Below are 14,180 nucleotides of genomic sequence, written 5' to 3'. Positions count from 1 at the left end.
AGGCGAGCAGTATGGCGGTCTACGTGGATTCAGAAGAGATCCTGTGGCGGGGCAAACTCTGGTGCCACCTGGCAGCGGATACCCTGGATGAACTTCACTCGTTCGCCACTCGGTTGGGCCTGCGCAAAAGCTGGTTCCAATCCAAGGGCTATCCGCACTACGATGTGACCGTTTCGGTGCGTGAGCGCGCGCTGAGAATGGGGGCAATCGATGCTGATCGCGAGACAATCGTCGGTCGCTGCAAGCAGCTGAAGATGGAGCTACGGCAGCAGTTGCTGGCATTAGCCTGAAGCAGCATAAATATGATCAAGGAGGATAGATGGCGCCCGTACCTCAGCCGCGCCCTGTGGCACTTACCGTAGCCAAGTACATGCTCAAAGCGCGGGAGAGCATGCGCTTCCAGGACGATGCCGATAGCCTCCAATACATTCGTTTCGGATATTTTGGCGAGATTGGTGGCTTACTTTCCTCCGTGAAAAAAGCAGGTCGTGACCGCTTGCAGGCCGCACAAAACGACTTGGCCGCAGAAGAACTGGGCGACGCGCTGTGGTACTTGACCATTGCGGCGCACCTTCTGAAAATCCCCGCCGACGCTCTCGGGGAGCACTGCATCCTTGTCCTTCGCGATGAATTCGGCGAAAGCAAGAAAGCTCCCGCGCCGCCCATTACGTTCCGTCAGATAGACGGTCTTATCGAAACACAGCGCGATGAGGATACAATCCCCCGCCCAACGCAGCTGGGTAAGCTTGCGCTAAGCGCCGGCGTGCTGGCTGAAATGTCGCATGCCAGCTTGGCAAGTATGGCGCCACCCAAGCGCGAGGCTTATTTCGGACAGCTGTTGTCGGAGCTCGCCAAGACCTGCTCCAGCTTCAACCTGAACCTTGAAGATGTGGCCTTGGGAAACCTGGAAAAAACGGCCAGTCGCTGGCCAAGTGACCAGAAGCGTGAATTTCCACTTTTCGATGAAGGCTTTCCGGAGCATGAGCAGTTCGAGCGCGAATTCACTATCGAATTCATTGAACGCGGCGAAGGCCAGAACAAGCATGTGGTTCAGCGCCTGAATGGCGTCTATATCGGTGACCGCCTTACAGACAACAGCAACGAGCCTGACGACTATCGCTTCCACGATGTCTTCCATTTGGCTTATGTGGCGTATCTGGGTTGGTCACCAGTGTTGCGAGCACTGCTCAAGCGCAAACGGAAATCCGACCCCGCCAAGGATGAGAACGACGATGGCGCTCGCGCAGCGATCATTGAAGAAGGCATCGCCACTTGGATTTTCGATCACGCGAAAAAATATGACTACTACGCAGCAACTCAACCTGGACGTCTCGACTACGGCCTACTCAAGCAGATCCAAGGGATGGTTCGGGGTTACGAGGTTGAGCGATGCAAGCTTTGGCAGTGGGAGCTTGCCATCATCGAAGGTTTCAGAATGTTCCGCGAACTGCGCGAGCATCGAGGAGGCTCGGTGGTAGTCAACATTACTGAAGGGACGCTGACTTTTCACAAGCCCCTCAAAGAGGCCTAAACGCAATGACCCCTACATCCTTCGTAAAGGCCTTGTCTGAATTCAGCCTCGACAATGTGTTCAACCCGTACGCAGACACCTGCCCTGTGCATGATCGCGCGGGCGCGGCCGCCTCTCGTCGCAAAAACCTGAAAACCTATCTTCAGGCTGTATCCGATCTAGGCACCGACACCATCTGGATGGGTCGTGATCTGGGATATCGCGGTGGACGTCGGACCGGGCTGGCCCTTACCGACGAATTCCACCTTTGCGAAATGACACGCGTGTATCCAGGATGTGAGTCACAACAGGCAACCCGAGGACCAGCAATCGCCGAACGGACTGCTGCAGAGATCTGGGCCGTCCTGAAGGCCATCGATATTCCTCCCCTGCTGTGGAATGTGTTCCCATTTCATCCACATGAACCCGGCAACCCATTCACCAACCGCAAATTCAGCGCAAAAGAACTGGCTTTGGTGGATGAGCTTAATAGCGAGCTTTTCAGCTGGCTTAGGATCAGGAAGATTATCGCGATTGGCCAGGACGCCGCGCACTATGCGTCGCGCTTCGGCCTGCCCATAGAAACCATTCGCCATCCGAGCTACGGGGGAGTCCGAGACTTCCGCGCAGGGATGGCCAAACTTTACGATCTGCACCCTCAGTTTTCCCAAGAAAGTCGTCAGGCTTCGCTGCTCTGACGATTGCCTTCAACCAGGTAGAGCAGCCAAGAGATCTTTGGTGACACTCACCTTGCCAAAGGTCTCCGTATCCAAATACGCATGCGTTGCGATACAGGTAAGCACTCCACACTCATATTTGGATTCCTTGCCCACAAACGAGTGAAGCTGGCTCAACCCGACAAGGTTGCCCAGCGCACGCTGGCAGTACCACTGAGAGCGGTAGATCGCGGTCAGATCCAGCTTGCCATCTGTAATTTTGAAGCTCAGATGACTCAAGCAAGGGACGTTGAGGGGTTTTGCATCTCGAGATGGGTCGAACACCGGTAATTCATACCCATGTCCGTCGAGTGGCGGTGCCAGATCAATATCGGGATCGCTGACCCCCAGCTCGAACGCCGATTGATACTTGGTACCGTTGTGCGTTTGAAGCAGACGCTCAATCAGGTCGTCCAATGGATTGATGGTCCCTGTCCCGTTTCGGCTCGGACGACTCATCATGCGCTGAGCATACGTGCCCCACGAACTGCGCTTTTTGCCCTTGGCCAGCAACGCCAAGTAATTTGTGTATAGCTCAGGGCGAGAAAATCGTCGGGCCAACCCATTGGGGAAAATGGTGCCCGCCACGGTCTCGACACTCAGGTCCTCACGACTGCTGCGCAACACCGCATCCACAGCCTTGATGATTTTCAGATCATCCTTGCCCAGCTTCTGAGGAGCGCTGATTTCCAGGATCAAATTCCGATCCTTGCGCTGCTTGCATCCCGCCAGATGTCGCGCCGCAGCCACCCAAGCCTGCCCCAAACTTTCAGATGCGATCAGTTTTGCCATTCTCTACTCCAAAAGCACATTCGGCATGCGCGCTTACATAGGCGCCTGAAATCCAGGCGTGTCCGTCTACACCCCATTGGGGGCCCCAGCTATTGCGCACGTAGAACCATGGCGCACTATTTCCATCTTCATGCCCCACGCCAATAGCGACTACCGCATGCAGAAGCCCTGGCATGACCTGTTCACCGAAAGCCACCAGGCCCCCTTCAGGTTTGAAGAATTCGGGCGTTACCCGCAGACCCAATCCGATCGGCTGACCGGCACTTATAAAACAGGCGATATCGGTAGGGTCAGCCGATACACGCTGCAATAAGTCACCGTAGTGCTGAAGTCCCGAGGGCAGATCGGAAATTGGGAACGAAGGCTCTTCAGAGCAGTAGGGGAACGCGGCTTCCTCAGGCTGACCGACACGAGATGCCTCTCGCATCGCATCAAAAGTGATTCCGCCGCCCGGCGCCCACCCCGGCGTCAAAATGGCGGCCGCCCGATAAAGGTATTCAGGACTCAAATCGGCGGGAGATTTCGGTCGATTCAGATCCGATAATGCAAATGCCAGGCAGGTCGGACGTCGCCCCTGAGGCCTTGCTGGCGAACCGAAGCCATCGAGCAACACCTTAGGGACGATCACGCTAGCCCGTCCTTGAGCAACTGTTTACGCGAGTGCGGTGTCAGCCCGAGATTCAACGGCTCAAACTTGGCGCATGATCTGAATGTATCGGTGGCTGAGCTCGAGGCATCCCATGGCGCGCGCTCCGAGAGCCGCACGCTTACGGGCTCTGAATCGCTAGTCCTTCCGCCAGTAAGGAGGTAGTCCATCATCTCTGTACCGCCGAAAACCGGCGACTTACCCACTGAAGACGTCGAGGGTACAGTCAACGGCTCCAGCTGAAATCCCTGCGCCTTTAACTCTTCGGAATCGGCTTCCCAGAGATATCCTGACGGTGCACGGCTTGGCAATCGAACAACCAGCTGGTCATCCGGGCGAGGCTCAAGGATTGAAGTTCGATCATCGCTGTCGAGCAGCCACACCTCTTTGCGGGTATCCACCAAACGGTCGCCGAGCAGCGCTTTTTTGATCATCGCGGGCTTGGTCCGCAACATTTCCCGGACTTGATCAGTGCTCATGACGCCATGCCGGCTGAGCGACCATGCCGCCGCTTCGTAGCTGACCCCCATGCGTAACGCCAGTTGATAAAGGACGTCAGGCCGGAACAGCGCCTGCTTGGTCCATTGCTTGCGCTGCATGATTTTGACGATCAGTTTGCGAGGCACCAGCAGGTTGTACCCGAACTGATCCGCTTCCTGCTCGACGAGCGCAGCCTGAGAACCGTAATAGATTTTCTCGTCGGCACTGCTTCCGTGGCCCATGAAAAAATGACCCAGCTCGTGGGCACAGGTCATATGAACCAAGCCTGCTGGGCGATCCACATTGACCAATATTCCAGGCGTTTCATCACCCAGAAACGCCCCGAGCAGCTTCTCCATAGGGCGCAGCATGACCATCACCCCAGAATCAGCAGCGATCTGGAAAGGGTCTATTCGCGTGTATCCGTCCTGCTCGATGCGGGCCATCGCACCGCTCTCATCGATGACCTCGACCGCACGCTGTGCGGCTCGCAAAACAACATCGCGGAAGCCCATTCACTGTCCCTTGTGCTTGAGAAACTCGGCGAAGCGAGCTACCTCATCAATATCCTGCTGCGAAAGTCCATTTACTGCTCTGGCCAGAAACGCGAGCTGAGTGGGACCGGAAGGCATTGGGTCTCTTCCGGTCATCAGGTACTCCATAGACTTGCGATAGAGTTTGGCCAGTTTGCTCAGCTCCGTGGCCTCAACCTTACGGTTGCCCGATTCTATGTTGGTCACAGCAGGGCGAGATAGCCCAAGCGCATGAGCCACCTCATCTTGGGATAGCCCGACGTATTCCCGAGCATCCCGCAGGCGCTCAGCCAGGCGAAGCCTGTCTTGATCCTCCATCAACGAGCTATTCATGGGTCTTGTCCTTCAGATGCTTAAGGATTCCCGACGTGACCAAGTTGACGAACTGTTCTTTGGTTTCGTAGCCGCCGTTGCGGATCACGACATCCACCGGAATTTTGACTTTCAACATTTTCCCGATATCAACAAGCGCCTCGATAGCCATTACCGATTCCATCGGCGCACCCAAGTCATCAACCGACAACGGGTCATCAACGATTTCGAGCGCACGCTTATCCCAAAACTGGCCAAGGTGTTTCTCAATTTCGTCTTTCATTTCGATGGTTCCGAGGTAAGAAAATCGTACATTCGATGTTTGAATTTAAGTCGATGCTGTGGAATTTGCAAGGTCTTCCGTTGCGCCAAGCTCTGGATTCAGTTTCCCAGCGTCGTACTCCACCTTGTTAAACAGGAAAGCGTCCGCGAAACCCGTCGAATGAGACCCACTGAACGCCATCACCGAAGTTCAGGCTGGCAACCACTTCTATGTTGCCAGCATAACTTTCAGCCTTAAGGGCCTGCTCAACATCCGTAGCTCGGTTGTGGATCTGCGATGATTGCTTTCGCATCTGCACCATCGACGAACCAATGAAGTCTCTCTAACCTCACAATCTGGCGCAGTACGTCGGATACCGTACCGACCCGCGCTCATCGATCATCGATGCGCTGTCGACCATGGTCATCAACGGTACCCAGGTCAAACTCTATGCCTGGTACGACAACGAATGGGGCTATGCCAACCGCACTGTCGAACTGGCCAAAATGGTCGCTCTGGCAGTCTAAGGAGCGGTCATGAAAGCGTTGTCAGCCCTCGCTCCGGAAGTGCGGCAGTACCTGCTCGTGACGGGCAACTACTGGGCCTTCACCCTCACCGACGGCACTTTGCGCATGTTGGTGGTGCTGCATTTTCACGCATTGGGCTAGCCCTCTTCAAATCGCGGCGTTGTTCCTGTTCTACGAACTCTTTGGTGTGATCACCAACCTGGTGGGTGGCTACCTTGGCGCCCGGTTGGGGCTGAACCGCACCATGAACATCGGGCTGGGCATCCAGGTCGCTGCGCTGTTGATGCTGACAGTTCCTGTGGCTTGGCTGACCATCCCATGGGTGATGGGCGCTCAGGCGCTGTCGGGGGTCGCAAAAGACCTGAACAAGATGAGTGCCAAAAGCTCTATCAAGCTCCTGGTCCCCGATGGGCAGCATGGCAAGCTCTACAAGTGGGTGGCGATCCTCACCGGCTCGAAGAACGCACTCAAGGGCGTCGGCTTCTTTCTGGGTGGAGCCTTGCTGGCATTGATCGGCTTCAAAGGTGCCTTGCTGGTCATGGCGGGTGTCCTGGCACTGATCTGGATCAGCAGCTTGATCCTGTTGAAGAAGGACCTGGGCAAGGCCAAAGCCAAGCCCAAGTTTCGCGACATCCTGTCCAAGAGCCGGGCGATCAATATCCTCTCAGCGGCCCGAATGTTCCTGTTCGGCGCCCGCGATGTCTGGTTTGTGGTGGCCTTGCCGGTGTACCTGAGCAGCGTCTTCGGCTGGGACTTCTGGAAGGTTGGTGGCTTCCTTGCGGCCTGGGTATGGCTACGGCATCGTGCAGTCCTTTGCGCCCAACATCACCGGCAAAAAACGTGGGCACGTACCTTGCGCTGGCGGGGCTGCCCGCGGCAATTGCCCTTGGGCTGAACACCGGGCTGTCGCAACAGGTGGTGCTACTAGGCGGATTAATGGTGTTCGGTGCGCTGTTCGCGGTGAATTCGTCGCTGCACAGCTACTTGATCGTGTCCTACGCCAAGGAAGACGGCGTGTCGCTGGATGTGGGTTTTTATTACATGTGGAACGCCAAGGGGCGGTTGATAGGCTCGGTGCTCTCCGGTTGGGTTTATCAGGTGTATGGGCTGAGTGCGTGTTTGTGGATATCGAGCGCATTTGTGCTGCTTGCAGCTTTGATTTCAATTGCATTGCCTCGTCATGCGTCTAGTGAACGACCGCTTCGAGGCAAGGTGTATGGAAATTAGCGAAATTATGTCCGGAGCATAAACTCGCTAATTTCGATACATATGCTGGTTGGGAACTTGAACAAGCTTGTCGCTAGCTTCGATTTAATGCCTGTAATGCTGGCTTAATTCTGGTGCGGTTTTATCGCCTGAGTAAGGTCCCTTAGCATGCCGTTTATGCGATGCATCCAATTGTAAGAGCAATTTTCAGCGACTACACTCCAGCCCATGAAACGCTATCTGCGGTTTTGCATCATCTTCATGATCAGCTTGGCGCTTCCCCTCAGCGGGATGGCGGGCGTTCAGGCACCGACAGAACCCTGCCCAATGAAGACGATGGGCATGGCGATGATGGACGACATGGGCATGGACTGCTGCAATGATATGAAAAGCCCTTCCGAGCACGGTAAACCTTGTAAGCCGGGCCAGGAATGCAAGACGGGCGGCATGCTGCAAGTCTCGATCTTCAAGCCTCCTGTAACCGTATTCAGTCCTGTAGTGCTTTCCTTCTTCATCGATTCTCTACCCGTACAGAGCCCGTCCGGGGTATGGCGACCGCCTCGCGTTTGATTCCTGTCCCACATTGAGCCTCATTCCGCGTTAGCGGGATGGACTAGCTGCGCGCATGTCTTTTGACGCGAGCAGTGGATGATCACAGGAATCGTAAACATGAACTCCAAGTGCTATTGCACAGGTTGGTCCCTCGTGGCCGGTCTGGCGGCAAGCGTACTGGCATTGCCGAGCTTCGCTGCCGCATTGACACTCGATGAAGCGTTGCGGCTGGCGGAAAACAATGCACCGTCGCTGACCGCACAAGACGCCAAAATTCAGGCTGCCAGCAGTGCAGCCATCCCAGCTGGTGAACTTCCGGATCCCAAGTTACTGCTGGGTGTTCAGAACTACCCCATTGGCGGTCCGGATCGCTGGAGCATCGACCAGGACTTCATGACCATGCAAATGGTCGGGGTCAGGCAAGAAATGCCCAACAGCGACAAACGCAAAGCGCGTATTGAAGTTGCCGATGCAGCTGTTGATCGCGCCGCTGCGGAGCGTCGAGTCGAACGTCTGAAAGTACGCCAGTCCACGGCGTTGGCCTGGATCAGCAGTTACTCAGTTGAGCGCAAAGATGTGCTGTTCCAGGACTTCTACAAAGAAAACCGCCTGCTGAGCGATACCGTCCGGGCCCAGATTGCCGGTGGCCGCGCTCAACCCGCCGATGCGGTGACACCCAAGCAGGAAGCAGCTCAACTGGCGGAGCAACAGGACGATCTGATTCTCCAGAGAACACAGGCTCGAGCGGCCCTCAAACGCTGGATTGGCTCCGCCGCCAACGACAAGCCTGTGGGCAGCTTGCCTGAATGGCCCGTCGATACCTCAAGCTACTCCCATAAACTGCAACATCATCCCGAGTTAGCAGCGTTTGCGCCGATGACCCGCGAGGCGCAAGCCAAGGTTCGTGAAGCCGTGTCGGAAAAGCAGTCGGACTGGAGCTGGGAACTGGATTACCAGCGCCGTGGCCGTGAGTTTGGCGATATGGTCAGCGTGCAATTTTCCTGGGACCTACCGCTGTTCCCTGACTCTCGCCAAAATCCCAAAATCGCAGCCAAACAGGCTGAACTCAGCCAGCTTGAGGCCGAGCGCGAAGCCCTGTCACGCGAACACACTCAGCAACTGGAAAACGAACTGGCTGACTATGAGCGCCTGAATCGTGCTGTGCGCCGCAACCAGGAAAGCCTGTTGCCGCTGGCCAAGGAAAAGGTCGAACTCAGCATGGCCAGTTATCGTTCCGGCAAAGGCGATCTGGACGCCGTTGTTGCCGCCCGACGTGAACTCATTGAAGCCCGCCTTAAACAGATCGACGTGGAAGAGCAGCGAGCACTGACCAGTACGCGGCTGTATTTTGCTTATGGGGAGTCCAGCCAATGATCCTTAAAAAAGGGAACGAGACATTGCTGGTAGGCCTCTCGCTGGCATTGGGTGTTGCCGGTGGCTACTGGTTCGCGCAGCAGCGCATGAGCGGAGTACCAGTTTCCACCCCAGAGCAGAGCCTCAATTCACCGGGCGAACGTAAAGCACTGTATTGGTACGACCCCATGTACCCGCAGCAAAAGTTCGACAAGCCGGGTAAGTCTCCCTTCATGGACATGCAACTGGTCCCGCAGTACGCCAGCGGTGCAAGGGATCATGCGAGCGTCAGCATCGATCCAAGTCTGACCCAAAATCTCGGTCTGCGTTTTGCGACAGTCACCCGTGGGATCTTTGATTCCAGCCTCGACGTCATAGGAGTCTTGGGATTCAACGAGCGCGATGTAGCGGTGATTCAGGCCCGCACCACAGGCTTTGTGGAGCGGGTCTATGCCCATGCTCCCGGCGATGTACTCAAAGCCAACGCGGCGTTGGCGGATATTCTGGTGCCTGAGTGGGCCGCTGCCCAGACAGAGTTTCTTGCCCTGAGGCGCAATGGAGATGCTGACTTGTTGGTTGCGGCCCGACAACGACTGCGGCTCACAGGGATGCCGGCAGCACTGATTACTGAGGTAGAGCGTGGCGGTAAGGTTCAGCCGTACCTGACTCTTACCAGCCCCATTGGCGGTGTGCTGCAAGAATTGAACGTACGTGCGGGTATGACCGTGGCGACTGGCGATACTCTGGCACGCGTCAATGGCTTGAGCAGTGTCTGGCTAGCCGTGGCCGTTCCAGAATCGGATGCCGGATCAATCACAGTGGGGCAGGCGGTCGAAGCGCGACTGCCAGCCTTCCCAGGGACAACGCTCAGTGGCAAGGTCAGCGCGATTTTGCCCGAGACCAATCCGGATACTCGCACCCTTCGTGTGCGAGTGGAGCTACCCAACCCGGACGGACGCCTCAGACCGGGTTTGACGGCGCAGGTACGCCTGAATCGTTCGACCGAGCAGAGTGTGTTGTGGGTGCCGAGCGAGGCGGTGATTCGCACGGGCCGACGTGCCTTGGTGATGCTCGCCGAAGACGCAGGCCGCTACCGCCCTGTTGAAGTGCAACTCGGGCAGGAAAGTGATGGCAAGACGGCGATATTGAAAGGCCTGGAAGAAGGCCAGAAGGTGATTACGTCTGGCCAATTCCTGCTCGACTCAGAGGCCAGTCTTAAGGGCATCGTTGCAAGCTCGGAGGTAGAGTCATCACCCAGCGCAGCAGCCTCCAGCTTTCATGAAGCGGATGGGCAGATTGTTGAGATCAACGATAAAGAAGTCACGCTTGCCCATGGTCCCTTCAAGACGCTGGGCATGCCTGGTATGACGATGACGTTTCCACTCGCTAGTCCGGCGCTGATGCAGGGCCTCAAAACGGGCGATAAGGTTCGGATTGCGGTTAGCCAGACCGATGATGGTTTGCGTGTTGAGCGTCTGAACAAATCGGGGAGCCAGCCATGATCGCTGCCCTGATTCGTTGGTCAGTGGCCAACCGATTTCTGGTGCTACTGGCGACGCTGTTTGTCACGGCTTGGGGCATTTGGTCGGTGCAGAGCACGCCCATCGATGCGCTGCCAGATCTCTCGGATGTTCAGGTGATCATCCGCACCCCTTATCCTGGACAAGCGCCGCAGATCGTCGAGAACCAAGTGACGTATCCGTTGGCCACTACCATGCTCTCAGTACCGGGAGCCAAGACTGTGCGTGGCTATTCCTTCTTCGGTGACAGTTTCGTTTACGTGCTGTTCGAAGACGGCACTGACTTGTACTGGGCTCGCTCGCGGGTGTTGGAGTATCTGAGCCAAATACAAAGTCGCTTGCCGGCCAGCGCCAAGCCGGCGTTGGGACCGGATGCGACGGGGGTGGGCTGGATCTATCAGTACGCACTGGTGGATCGCAGTGGCGGACACGACCTGGCGCAGTTACGCGCACTTCAGGACTGGTTCCTCAAGTTCGAACTCAAGACTCTGCCCAATGTTGCAGAAGTTGCCACCGTGGGCGGCATGGTCAAGCAGTACCAGGTGCAGCTTGATCCGCTCAAACTGGCCAGCCTCGGCATCACTCAGGCTGAGGTGACCGAAGCTATCGGCAAGGCCAATCAGGAAACAGGTGGCGCTGTGCTGGAGATGGCAGAGACCGAGTTCATCGTGCGCGCTTCGGGCTATCTGAAGACGCTCAATGACTTCCGGGCGATCCCGCTCAAGCTTGGCTCGGGCGGTGTGCCGGTGACCCTTGGCGATGTCGCCACAATCCAGTTGGGACCGGAAATGCGGCGTGGTATTACTGAACTCGACGGCGAAGGCGAGACCGTCGGCGGCGTGGTGATTTTGCGCAGTGGCAAGAATGCTCGCGAGACCATTGCGGCAGTCAAGACGAAACTCGACGAACTGAAAAGCAGTCTGCCGGCCGGGGTGGAAATCGTCACCACCTACGACCGCAGCAAGCTGATCGACCGTGCTGTGGAAAATCTCAGCCACAAACTAATCGAAGAGTTCATCGTCGTCGCGTTGGTGTGTGGGATCTTTCTCTGGCACCTGCGCTCATCCCTGGTGGCGATCATCTCCCTGCCTGTTGGTGTGTTGATTGCCTTCATCGTCATGCGCTATCAAGGCATCAACGCCAACATCATGTCCTTGGGAGGGATTGCCATCGCCATCGGCGCCATGGTCGATGCTGCTGTGGTGATGATCGAGAACGCTCACAAGAAGATTGAGGCTTGGCACGTGGCCAATCCTGGGGAGGAACTGAAGGGTGAGCGTCATTGGCACGTGATGACCGAAGCGGCGGCAGAGGTCGGGCCTGCGCTGTTCTTCTGTTTGTTGATCATCACCCTGTCGTTCATTCCGGTGTTCACCCTGGAAGCTCAGGAAGGACGACTGTTCGGCCCTTTGGCTTTTACCAAGACCTACGCCATGGCCGCAGCGGCGGGATTGTCAGTGACCTTGGTGCCTGTGCTGATGGGTTACTGGATTCGAGGACGAATTCCCAGTGAACAACAAAACCCGTTGAACCGCTGGTTGATTCGGATCTATCAGCCAGCTCTGGACGCAGTCTTGCGTCGACCAAAGATCACGCTGCTGGTGGCGCTGTTGGTTTTTGTCAGTGCGCTATGGCCAATGTCGCGTCTGGGTGGCGAGTTTCTCCCACCGTTGGATGAGGGTGATCTGCTCTATATGCCTTCGGCTCTTCCAGGGCTGTCGGCGCAGAAGGCGGCGCAACTGCTGCAACAGACCGACCGCCTGATCAAAACGGTGCCCGAGGTCGAACACGTCTTCGGTAAAGCGGGGCGTGCCGAAACTGCCACCGACCCGGCACCGCTGGAAATGTTCGAAACTACGATTCAGTTCAAACCACATGAGCAATGGCGTCCAGGCATGACCCAGGAAAAGTTGGTGGAAGAACTGGATCGAGTGGTACGAGTCCCTGGGCTGACGAATATCTGGATACCACCGATTCGTAACCGTATCGACATGCTGGCCACGGGGATCAAGAGTCCAATCGGAGTGAAAGTTGCCGGCACCAACCTAACGGAGATCGATGCCGCAACTCAGGCCGTCGAGCGAGTGGCCAAGGGCGTACCCGGCGTCAGTTCGGCTCTGGCCGAGCGACTGACCGGTGGCCGCTATATCGATGTGGATATCGACCGCAAAGCCGCCGCCCGTTATGGACTGAATATCGCCGATGTGCAGTCCATCGTGGCCGGCGCTATCGGTGGTGAAAACGTCGGCGAGACCATTGAAGGGCTCGCACGCTTCCCGATCAACGTGCGTTACCCACGGGAGTGGCGTGACTCGCTCGGTGCCTTGGAGCAATTGCCGATCTACACCCCACTAGGGAGCCAGATCACCCTCGGCACTGTGGCGAAGGTCAAGGTCACGGACGGCCCCCCGATGCTCAAGAGTGAGAACGCTCGGCCTTCAGGCTGGGTGTACATCGATGTGCGTGGTAGGGACATTGCCTCGGTGGTCGCCGATTTACGCCGGGTCGTCAGCGAGCAGGTCAAGTTGCAACCCGGTATGAGCTTGAGCTACTCGGGACAGTTCGAATTTCTCGAACGGGCCAACGCACGACTCAAACTGGTGGTGCCTGCCACGCTGTTGATCATTTTCGTGTTGCTCTACCTGACATTTGCCCGCTTCGATGAGGCCTTGCTGATCATGGCCACTCTGCCATTCGCCCTTACTGGCGGGGCATGGTTCCTCTATCTGTTGGGATTCAACTTGTCAGTCGCCACCGGGGTCGGCTTTATCGCCTTGGCCGGTGTTTCCGCCGAATTTGGCGTGATCATGCTGCTCTACCTGAAGAACGCCTGGGCCGAACGTGAAGACCTCGGCGACAGCACTGAGCGCGGTCTGGTTGCGGCGATTCGTGAAGGCGCCGTGCAGCGTGTGCGACCCAAGGCCATGACCGTGGCCGTCATCATTGCCGGCTTGTTACCCATCTTGCTGGGCAGCGGGACCGGCAGCGAGGTGATGAGCCGAATTGCTGCACCCATGGTCGGCGGTATGGTCACGGCACCCTTGCTTTCCCTGTTTGTCATTCCGGCGGCCTATCGCCTGATGCGTCGCCGCCACCTCTCAGTTGAACCCATCAACCCTCAAGGAAAAGTCGTATGAAACTGACCCTGATTGCAGTTGCAAGCACCGTATTTACGCTGTCTCTTTCGGCCCACGCAGAGGATATGCCGGGCATGAAAATGGACGGAATGGAGGGCATGCAGATGGAGCAGAAAACCGAACAGGCTCCAGTCGCTAACGCCGAGGGAACGATCAAGGCTATCGATACTACGAAGAATACGGTGACCATCTCCCACGGAGCTGTTCCAGCCGTACAGTGGCCGCCAATGACCATGGCGTTTTCTGTAACGGTGGATCAACTCAAAGGCCTGACAGTCGGAGACCACGTTTCGTTTTCGTTTCGGCTAGAGGGTGGCCGAGCCACCCTTGTATCCATCAGAAAATAAAATAATGGAAGTGACCGGCATGCTTGCTTACACCGGTCACCACCGGTTAATCCATTGGGTGGAAAAAGAGGTAGGTCCGAAGAATGCTCAATGACTGCTTCTGGCCGATTTCTGCCTGTCGCCACCCTCAGTTATGTGGCTTGGGCTGGCGACCAATTAACATTGAGAGCGGTATGGAGTGATGATGTTAAATCCAGTCCGGGATACAACTACCGACCCCTAATGTTTGAGGCTTCATTCGACACGAACCTGTTGGGTGATCCGCGGTAACCGAATGCGGTTTAATG

General features: G+C 56.6%; 13 protein-coding genes and 2 pseudogenes. 10 read left to right on the top strand and 5 right to left on the bottom strand.

Annotated features, from left to right (window positions below; translation table 11 throughout):
• Positions 1-11: 11 nt before the first annotated feature.
• Genes ACZ89R_RS17085 through ACZ89R_RS17075 form a run of 3 tightly spaced genes read left to right on the top strand, consistent with a single transcriptional unit; the run spans position 12 to position 2,208 of the window.
• Entirely contained in the window at positions 12-290 is a 279-nt protein-coding gene (locus ACZ89R_RS17085) for a DUF4031 domain-containing protein (RefSeq protein WP_046718789.1), read from the top strand.
• Positions 291-319: 29 nt separating this feature from the next.
• A complete protein-coding gene (locus tag ACZ89R_RS17080; RefSeq protein WP_429545152.1) occupies positions 320-1,531 on the top strand; it encodes a nucleoside triphosphate pyrophosphohydrolase family protein in 1,212 nt (403 codons plus the stop codon).
• Between the two features lie 5 nt (positions 1,532-1,536).
• Positions 1,537-2,208: a uracil-DNA glycosylase gene (locus ACZ89R_RS17075; RefSeq protein WP_429545153.1), complete on the top strand. Its 672-nt coding sequence runs from the start codon at positions 1,537-1,539 to the stop codon at positions 2,206-2,208.
• A 9-nt stretch (positions 2,209-2,217) separates the two neighbouring features.
• Here the strand turns inward: ACZ89R_RS17075 and ACZ89R_RS17070 are convergent, their stop codons facing one another.
• The 5 genes from ACZ89R_RS17070 to ACZ89R_RS17050 are packed head-to-tail and all read right to left on the bottom strand — an operon-like array spanning position 2,218 to position 5,272.
• Positions 2,218-3,018 (bottom strand): thymidylate synthase family protein, encoded by an 801-nt coding sequence (locus ACZ89R_RS17070; protein ID WP_429545154.1) that lies wholly within the window; start codon positions 3,016-3,018, stop codon positions 2,218-2,220.
• On the bottom strand, positions 2,996-3,646 hold the full coding sequence (locus ACZ89R_RS17065; protein ID WP_429545155.1) for a C1 family peptidase: 651 nt from the start codon (positions 3,644-3,646) through the stop codon (positions 2,996-2,998). Before ACZ89R_RS17065 ends, ACZ89R_RS17070 begins: the two co-directional genes overlap by 23 nt.
• Entirely contained in the window at positions 3,643-4,659 is a 1,017-nt protein-coding gene (locus tag ACZ89R_RS17060) for an ImmA/IrrE family metallo-endopeptidase (protein ID WP_429545156.1), read from the bottom strand. Before ACZ89R_RS17060 ends, ACZ89R_RS17065 begins: the two co-directional genes overlap by 4 nt.
• Complete coding sequence (locus tag ACZ89R_RS17055) at positions 4,660-5,010, bottom strand: helix-turn-helix domain-containing protein (RefSeq protein ID WP_429545157.1); 351 nt, start codon at positions 5,008-5,010, stop codon at positions 4,660-4,662.
• Positions 5,003-5,272: a hypothetical protein gene (locus ACZ89R_RS17050; protein WP_429545158.1), complete on the bottom strand. Its 270-nt coding sequence runs from the start codon at positions 5,270-5,272 to the stop codon at positions 5,003-5,005. The genes ACZ89R_RS17055 and ACZ89R_RS17050 overlap by 8 nt, the downstream gene beginning before the upstream one ends.
• 347 nt (positions 5,273-5,619) lie before the next feature.
• Between ACZ89R_RS17050 and ACZ89R_RS17045 the strand changes: the two are divergent.
• From ACZ89R_RS17045 to ACZ89R_RS17015, 7 genes and pseudogenes are all read left to right on the top strand, one after another.
• Positions 5,620-5,778: pseudogene (locus tag ACZ89R_RS17045) on the top strand (type I glyceraldehyde-3-phosphate dehydrogenase); the annotation flags it as partial.
• Between the two features lie 9 nt (positions 5,779-5,787).
• Positions 5,788-7,005, top strand: a pseudogene (arsJ, locus tag ACZ89R_RS17040) (organoarsenical effux MFS transporter ArsJ).
• 207 nt (positions 7,006-7,212) lie between these two features.
• Positions 7,213-7,554 (top strand): hypothetical protein, encoded by a 342-nt coding sequence (locus ACZ89R_RS17035; protein ID WP_429545159.1) that lies wholly within the window; start codon positions 7,213-7,215, stop codon positions 7,552-7,554.
• Positions 7,555-7,653: 99 nt separating this feature from the next.
• Positions 7,654-8,910 (top strand): TolC family protein, encoded by a 1,257-nt coding sequence (locus ACZ89R_RS17030; protein WP_429545160.1) that lies wholly within the window; start codon positions 7,654-7,656, stop codon positions 8,908-8,910.
• Positions 8,907-10,391 carry an efflux RND transporter periplasmic adaptor subunit gene (locus ACZ89R_RS17025; protein ID WP_429545161.1) on the top strand — a complete coding sequence of 495 codons (1,485 nt, stop codon included), beginning with the start codon at positions 8,907-8,909 and terminating at the stop codon, positions 10,389-10,391. Before ACZ89R_RS17030 ends, ACZ89R_RS17025 begins: the two co-directional genes overlap by 4 nt.
• Complete coding sequence (locus ACZ89R_RS17020) at positions 10,388-13,546, top strand: efflux RND transporter permease subunit (protein ID WP_429545162.1); 3,159 nt, start codon at positions 10,388-10,390, stop codon at positions 13,544-13,546. Before ACZ89R_RS17025 ends, ACZ89R_RS17020 begins: the two co-directional genes overlap by 4 nt.
• Positions 13,543-13,893, top strand: coding sequence for a copper-binding protein (locus tag ACZ89R_RS17015; RefSeq protein WP_429545163.1), 351 nt, complete (start codon positions 13,543-13,545; stop codon positions 13,891-13,893). The genes ACZ89R_RS17020 and ACZ89R_RS17015 overlap by 4 nt, the downstream gene beginning before the upstream one ends.
• The last annotated feature ends 287 nt before the right edge of the window (positions 13,894-14,180 follow it).

This window comes from Pseudomonas sp. TE3728, from assembly GCF_056279145.1.
This window is presented reverse-complemented; position numbering and strand designations above follow the sequence as displayed.

Excerpts from the sequence above, each read along its gene's own strand:
- ACZ89R_RS17050 (WP_429545158.1), bottom strand. The coding sequence starts at position 5,272 with ATGAAAGACGAAATTGAGAAACACCTTGGCCAGTTTTGGGATAAGCGT.
- ACZ89R_RS17020 (WP_429545162.1), top strand. The coding sequence starts at position 10,388 with ATGATCGCTGCCCTGATTCGTTGGTCAGTGGCCAACCGATTTCTGGTG.
- ACZ89R_RS17030 (WP_429545160.1), top strand. The coding sequence starts at position 7,654 with ATGAACTCCAAGTGCTATTGCACAGGTTGGTCCCTCGTGGCCGGTCTG.
- ACZ89R_RS17060 (WP_429545156.1), bottom strand. The coding sequence starts at position 4,659 with ATGGGCTTCCGCGATGTTGTTTTGCGAGCCGCACAGCGTGCGGTCGAG.
- ACZ89R_RS17085 (WP_046718789.1), top strand. The coding sequence starts at position 12 with ATGGCGGTCTACGTGGATTCAGAAGAGATCCTGTGGCGGGGCAAACTC.
- ACZ89R_RS17035 (WP_429545159.1), top strand. The coding sequence starts at position 7,213 with ATGAAACGCTATCTGCGGTTTTGCATCATCTTCATGATCAGCTTGGCG.
- ACZ89R_RS17015 (WP_429545163.1), top strand. The coding sequence starts at position 13,543 with ATGAAACTGACCCTGATTGCAGTTGCAAGCACCGTATTTACGCTGTCT.
- ACZ89R_RS17025 (WP_429545161.1), top strand. The coding sequence starts at position 8,907 with ATGATCCTTAAAAAAGGGAACGAGACATTGCTGGTAGGCCTCTCGCTG.
- ACZ89R_RS17055 (WP_429545157.1), bottom strand. The coding sequence starts at position 5,010 with ATGAATAGCTCGTTGATGGAGGATCAAGACAGGCTTCGCCTGGCTGAG.
- ACZ89R_RS17075 (WP_429545153.1), top strand. The coding sequence starts at position 1,537 with ATGACCCCTACATCCTTCGTAAAGGCCTTGTCTGAATTCAGCCTCGAC.
- ACZ89R_RS17080 (WP_429545152.1), top strand. The coding sequence starts at position 320 with ATGGCGCCCGTACCTCAGCCGCGCCCTGTGGCACTTACCGTAGCCAAG.
- ACZ89R_RS17070 (WP_429545154.1), bottom strand. The coding sequence starts at position 3,018 with ATGGCAAAACTGATCGCATCTGAAAGTTTGGGGCAGGCTTGGGTGGCT.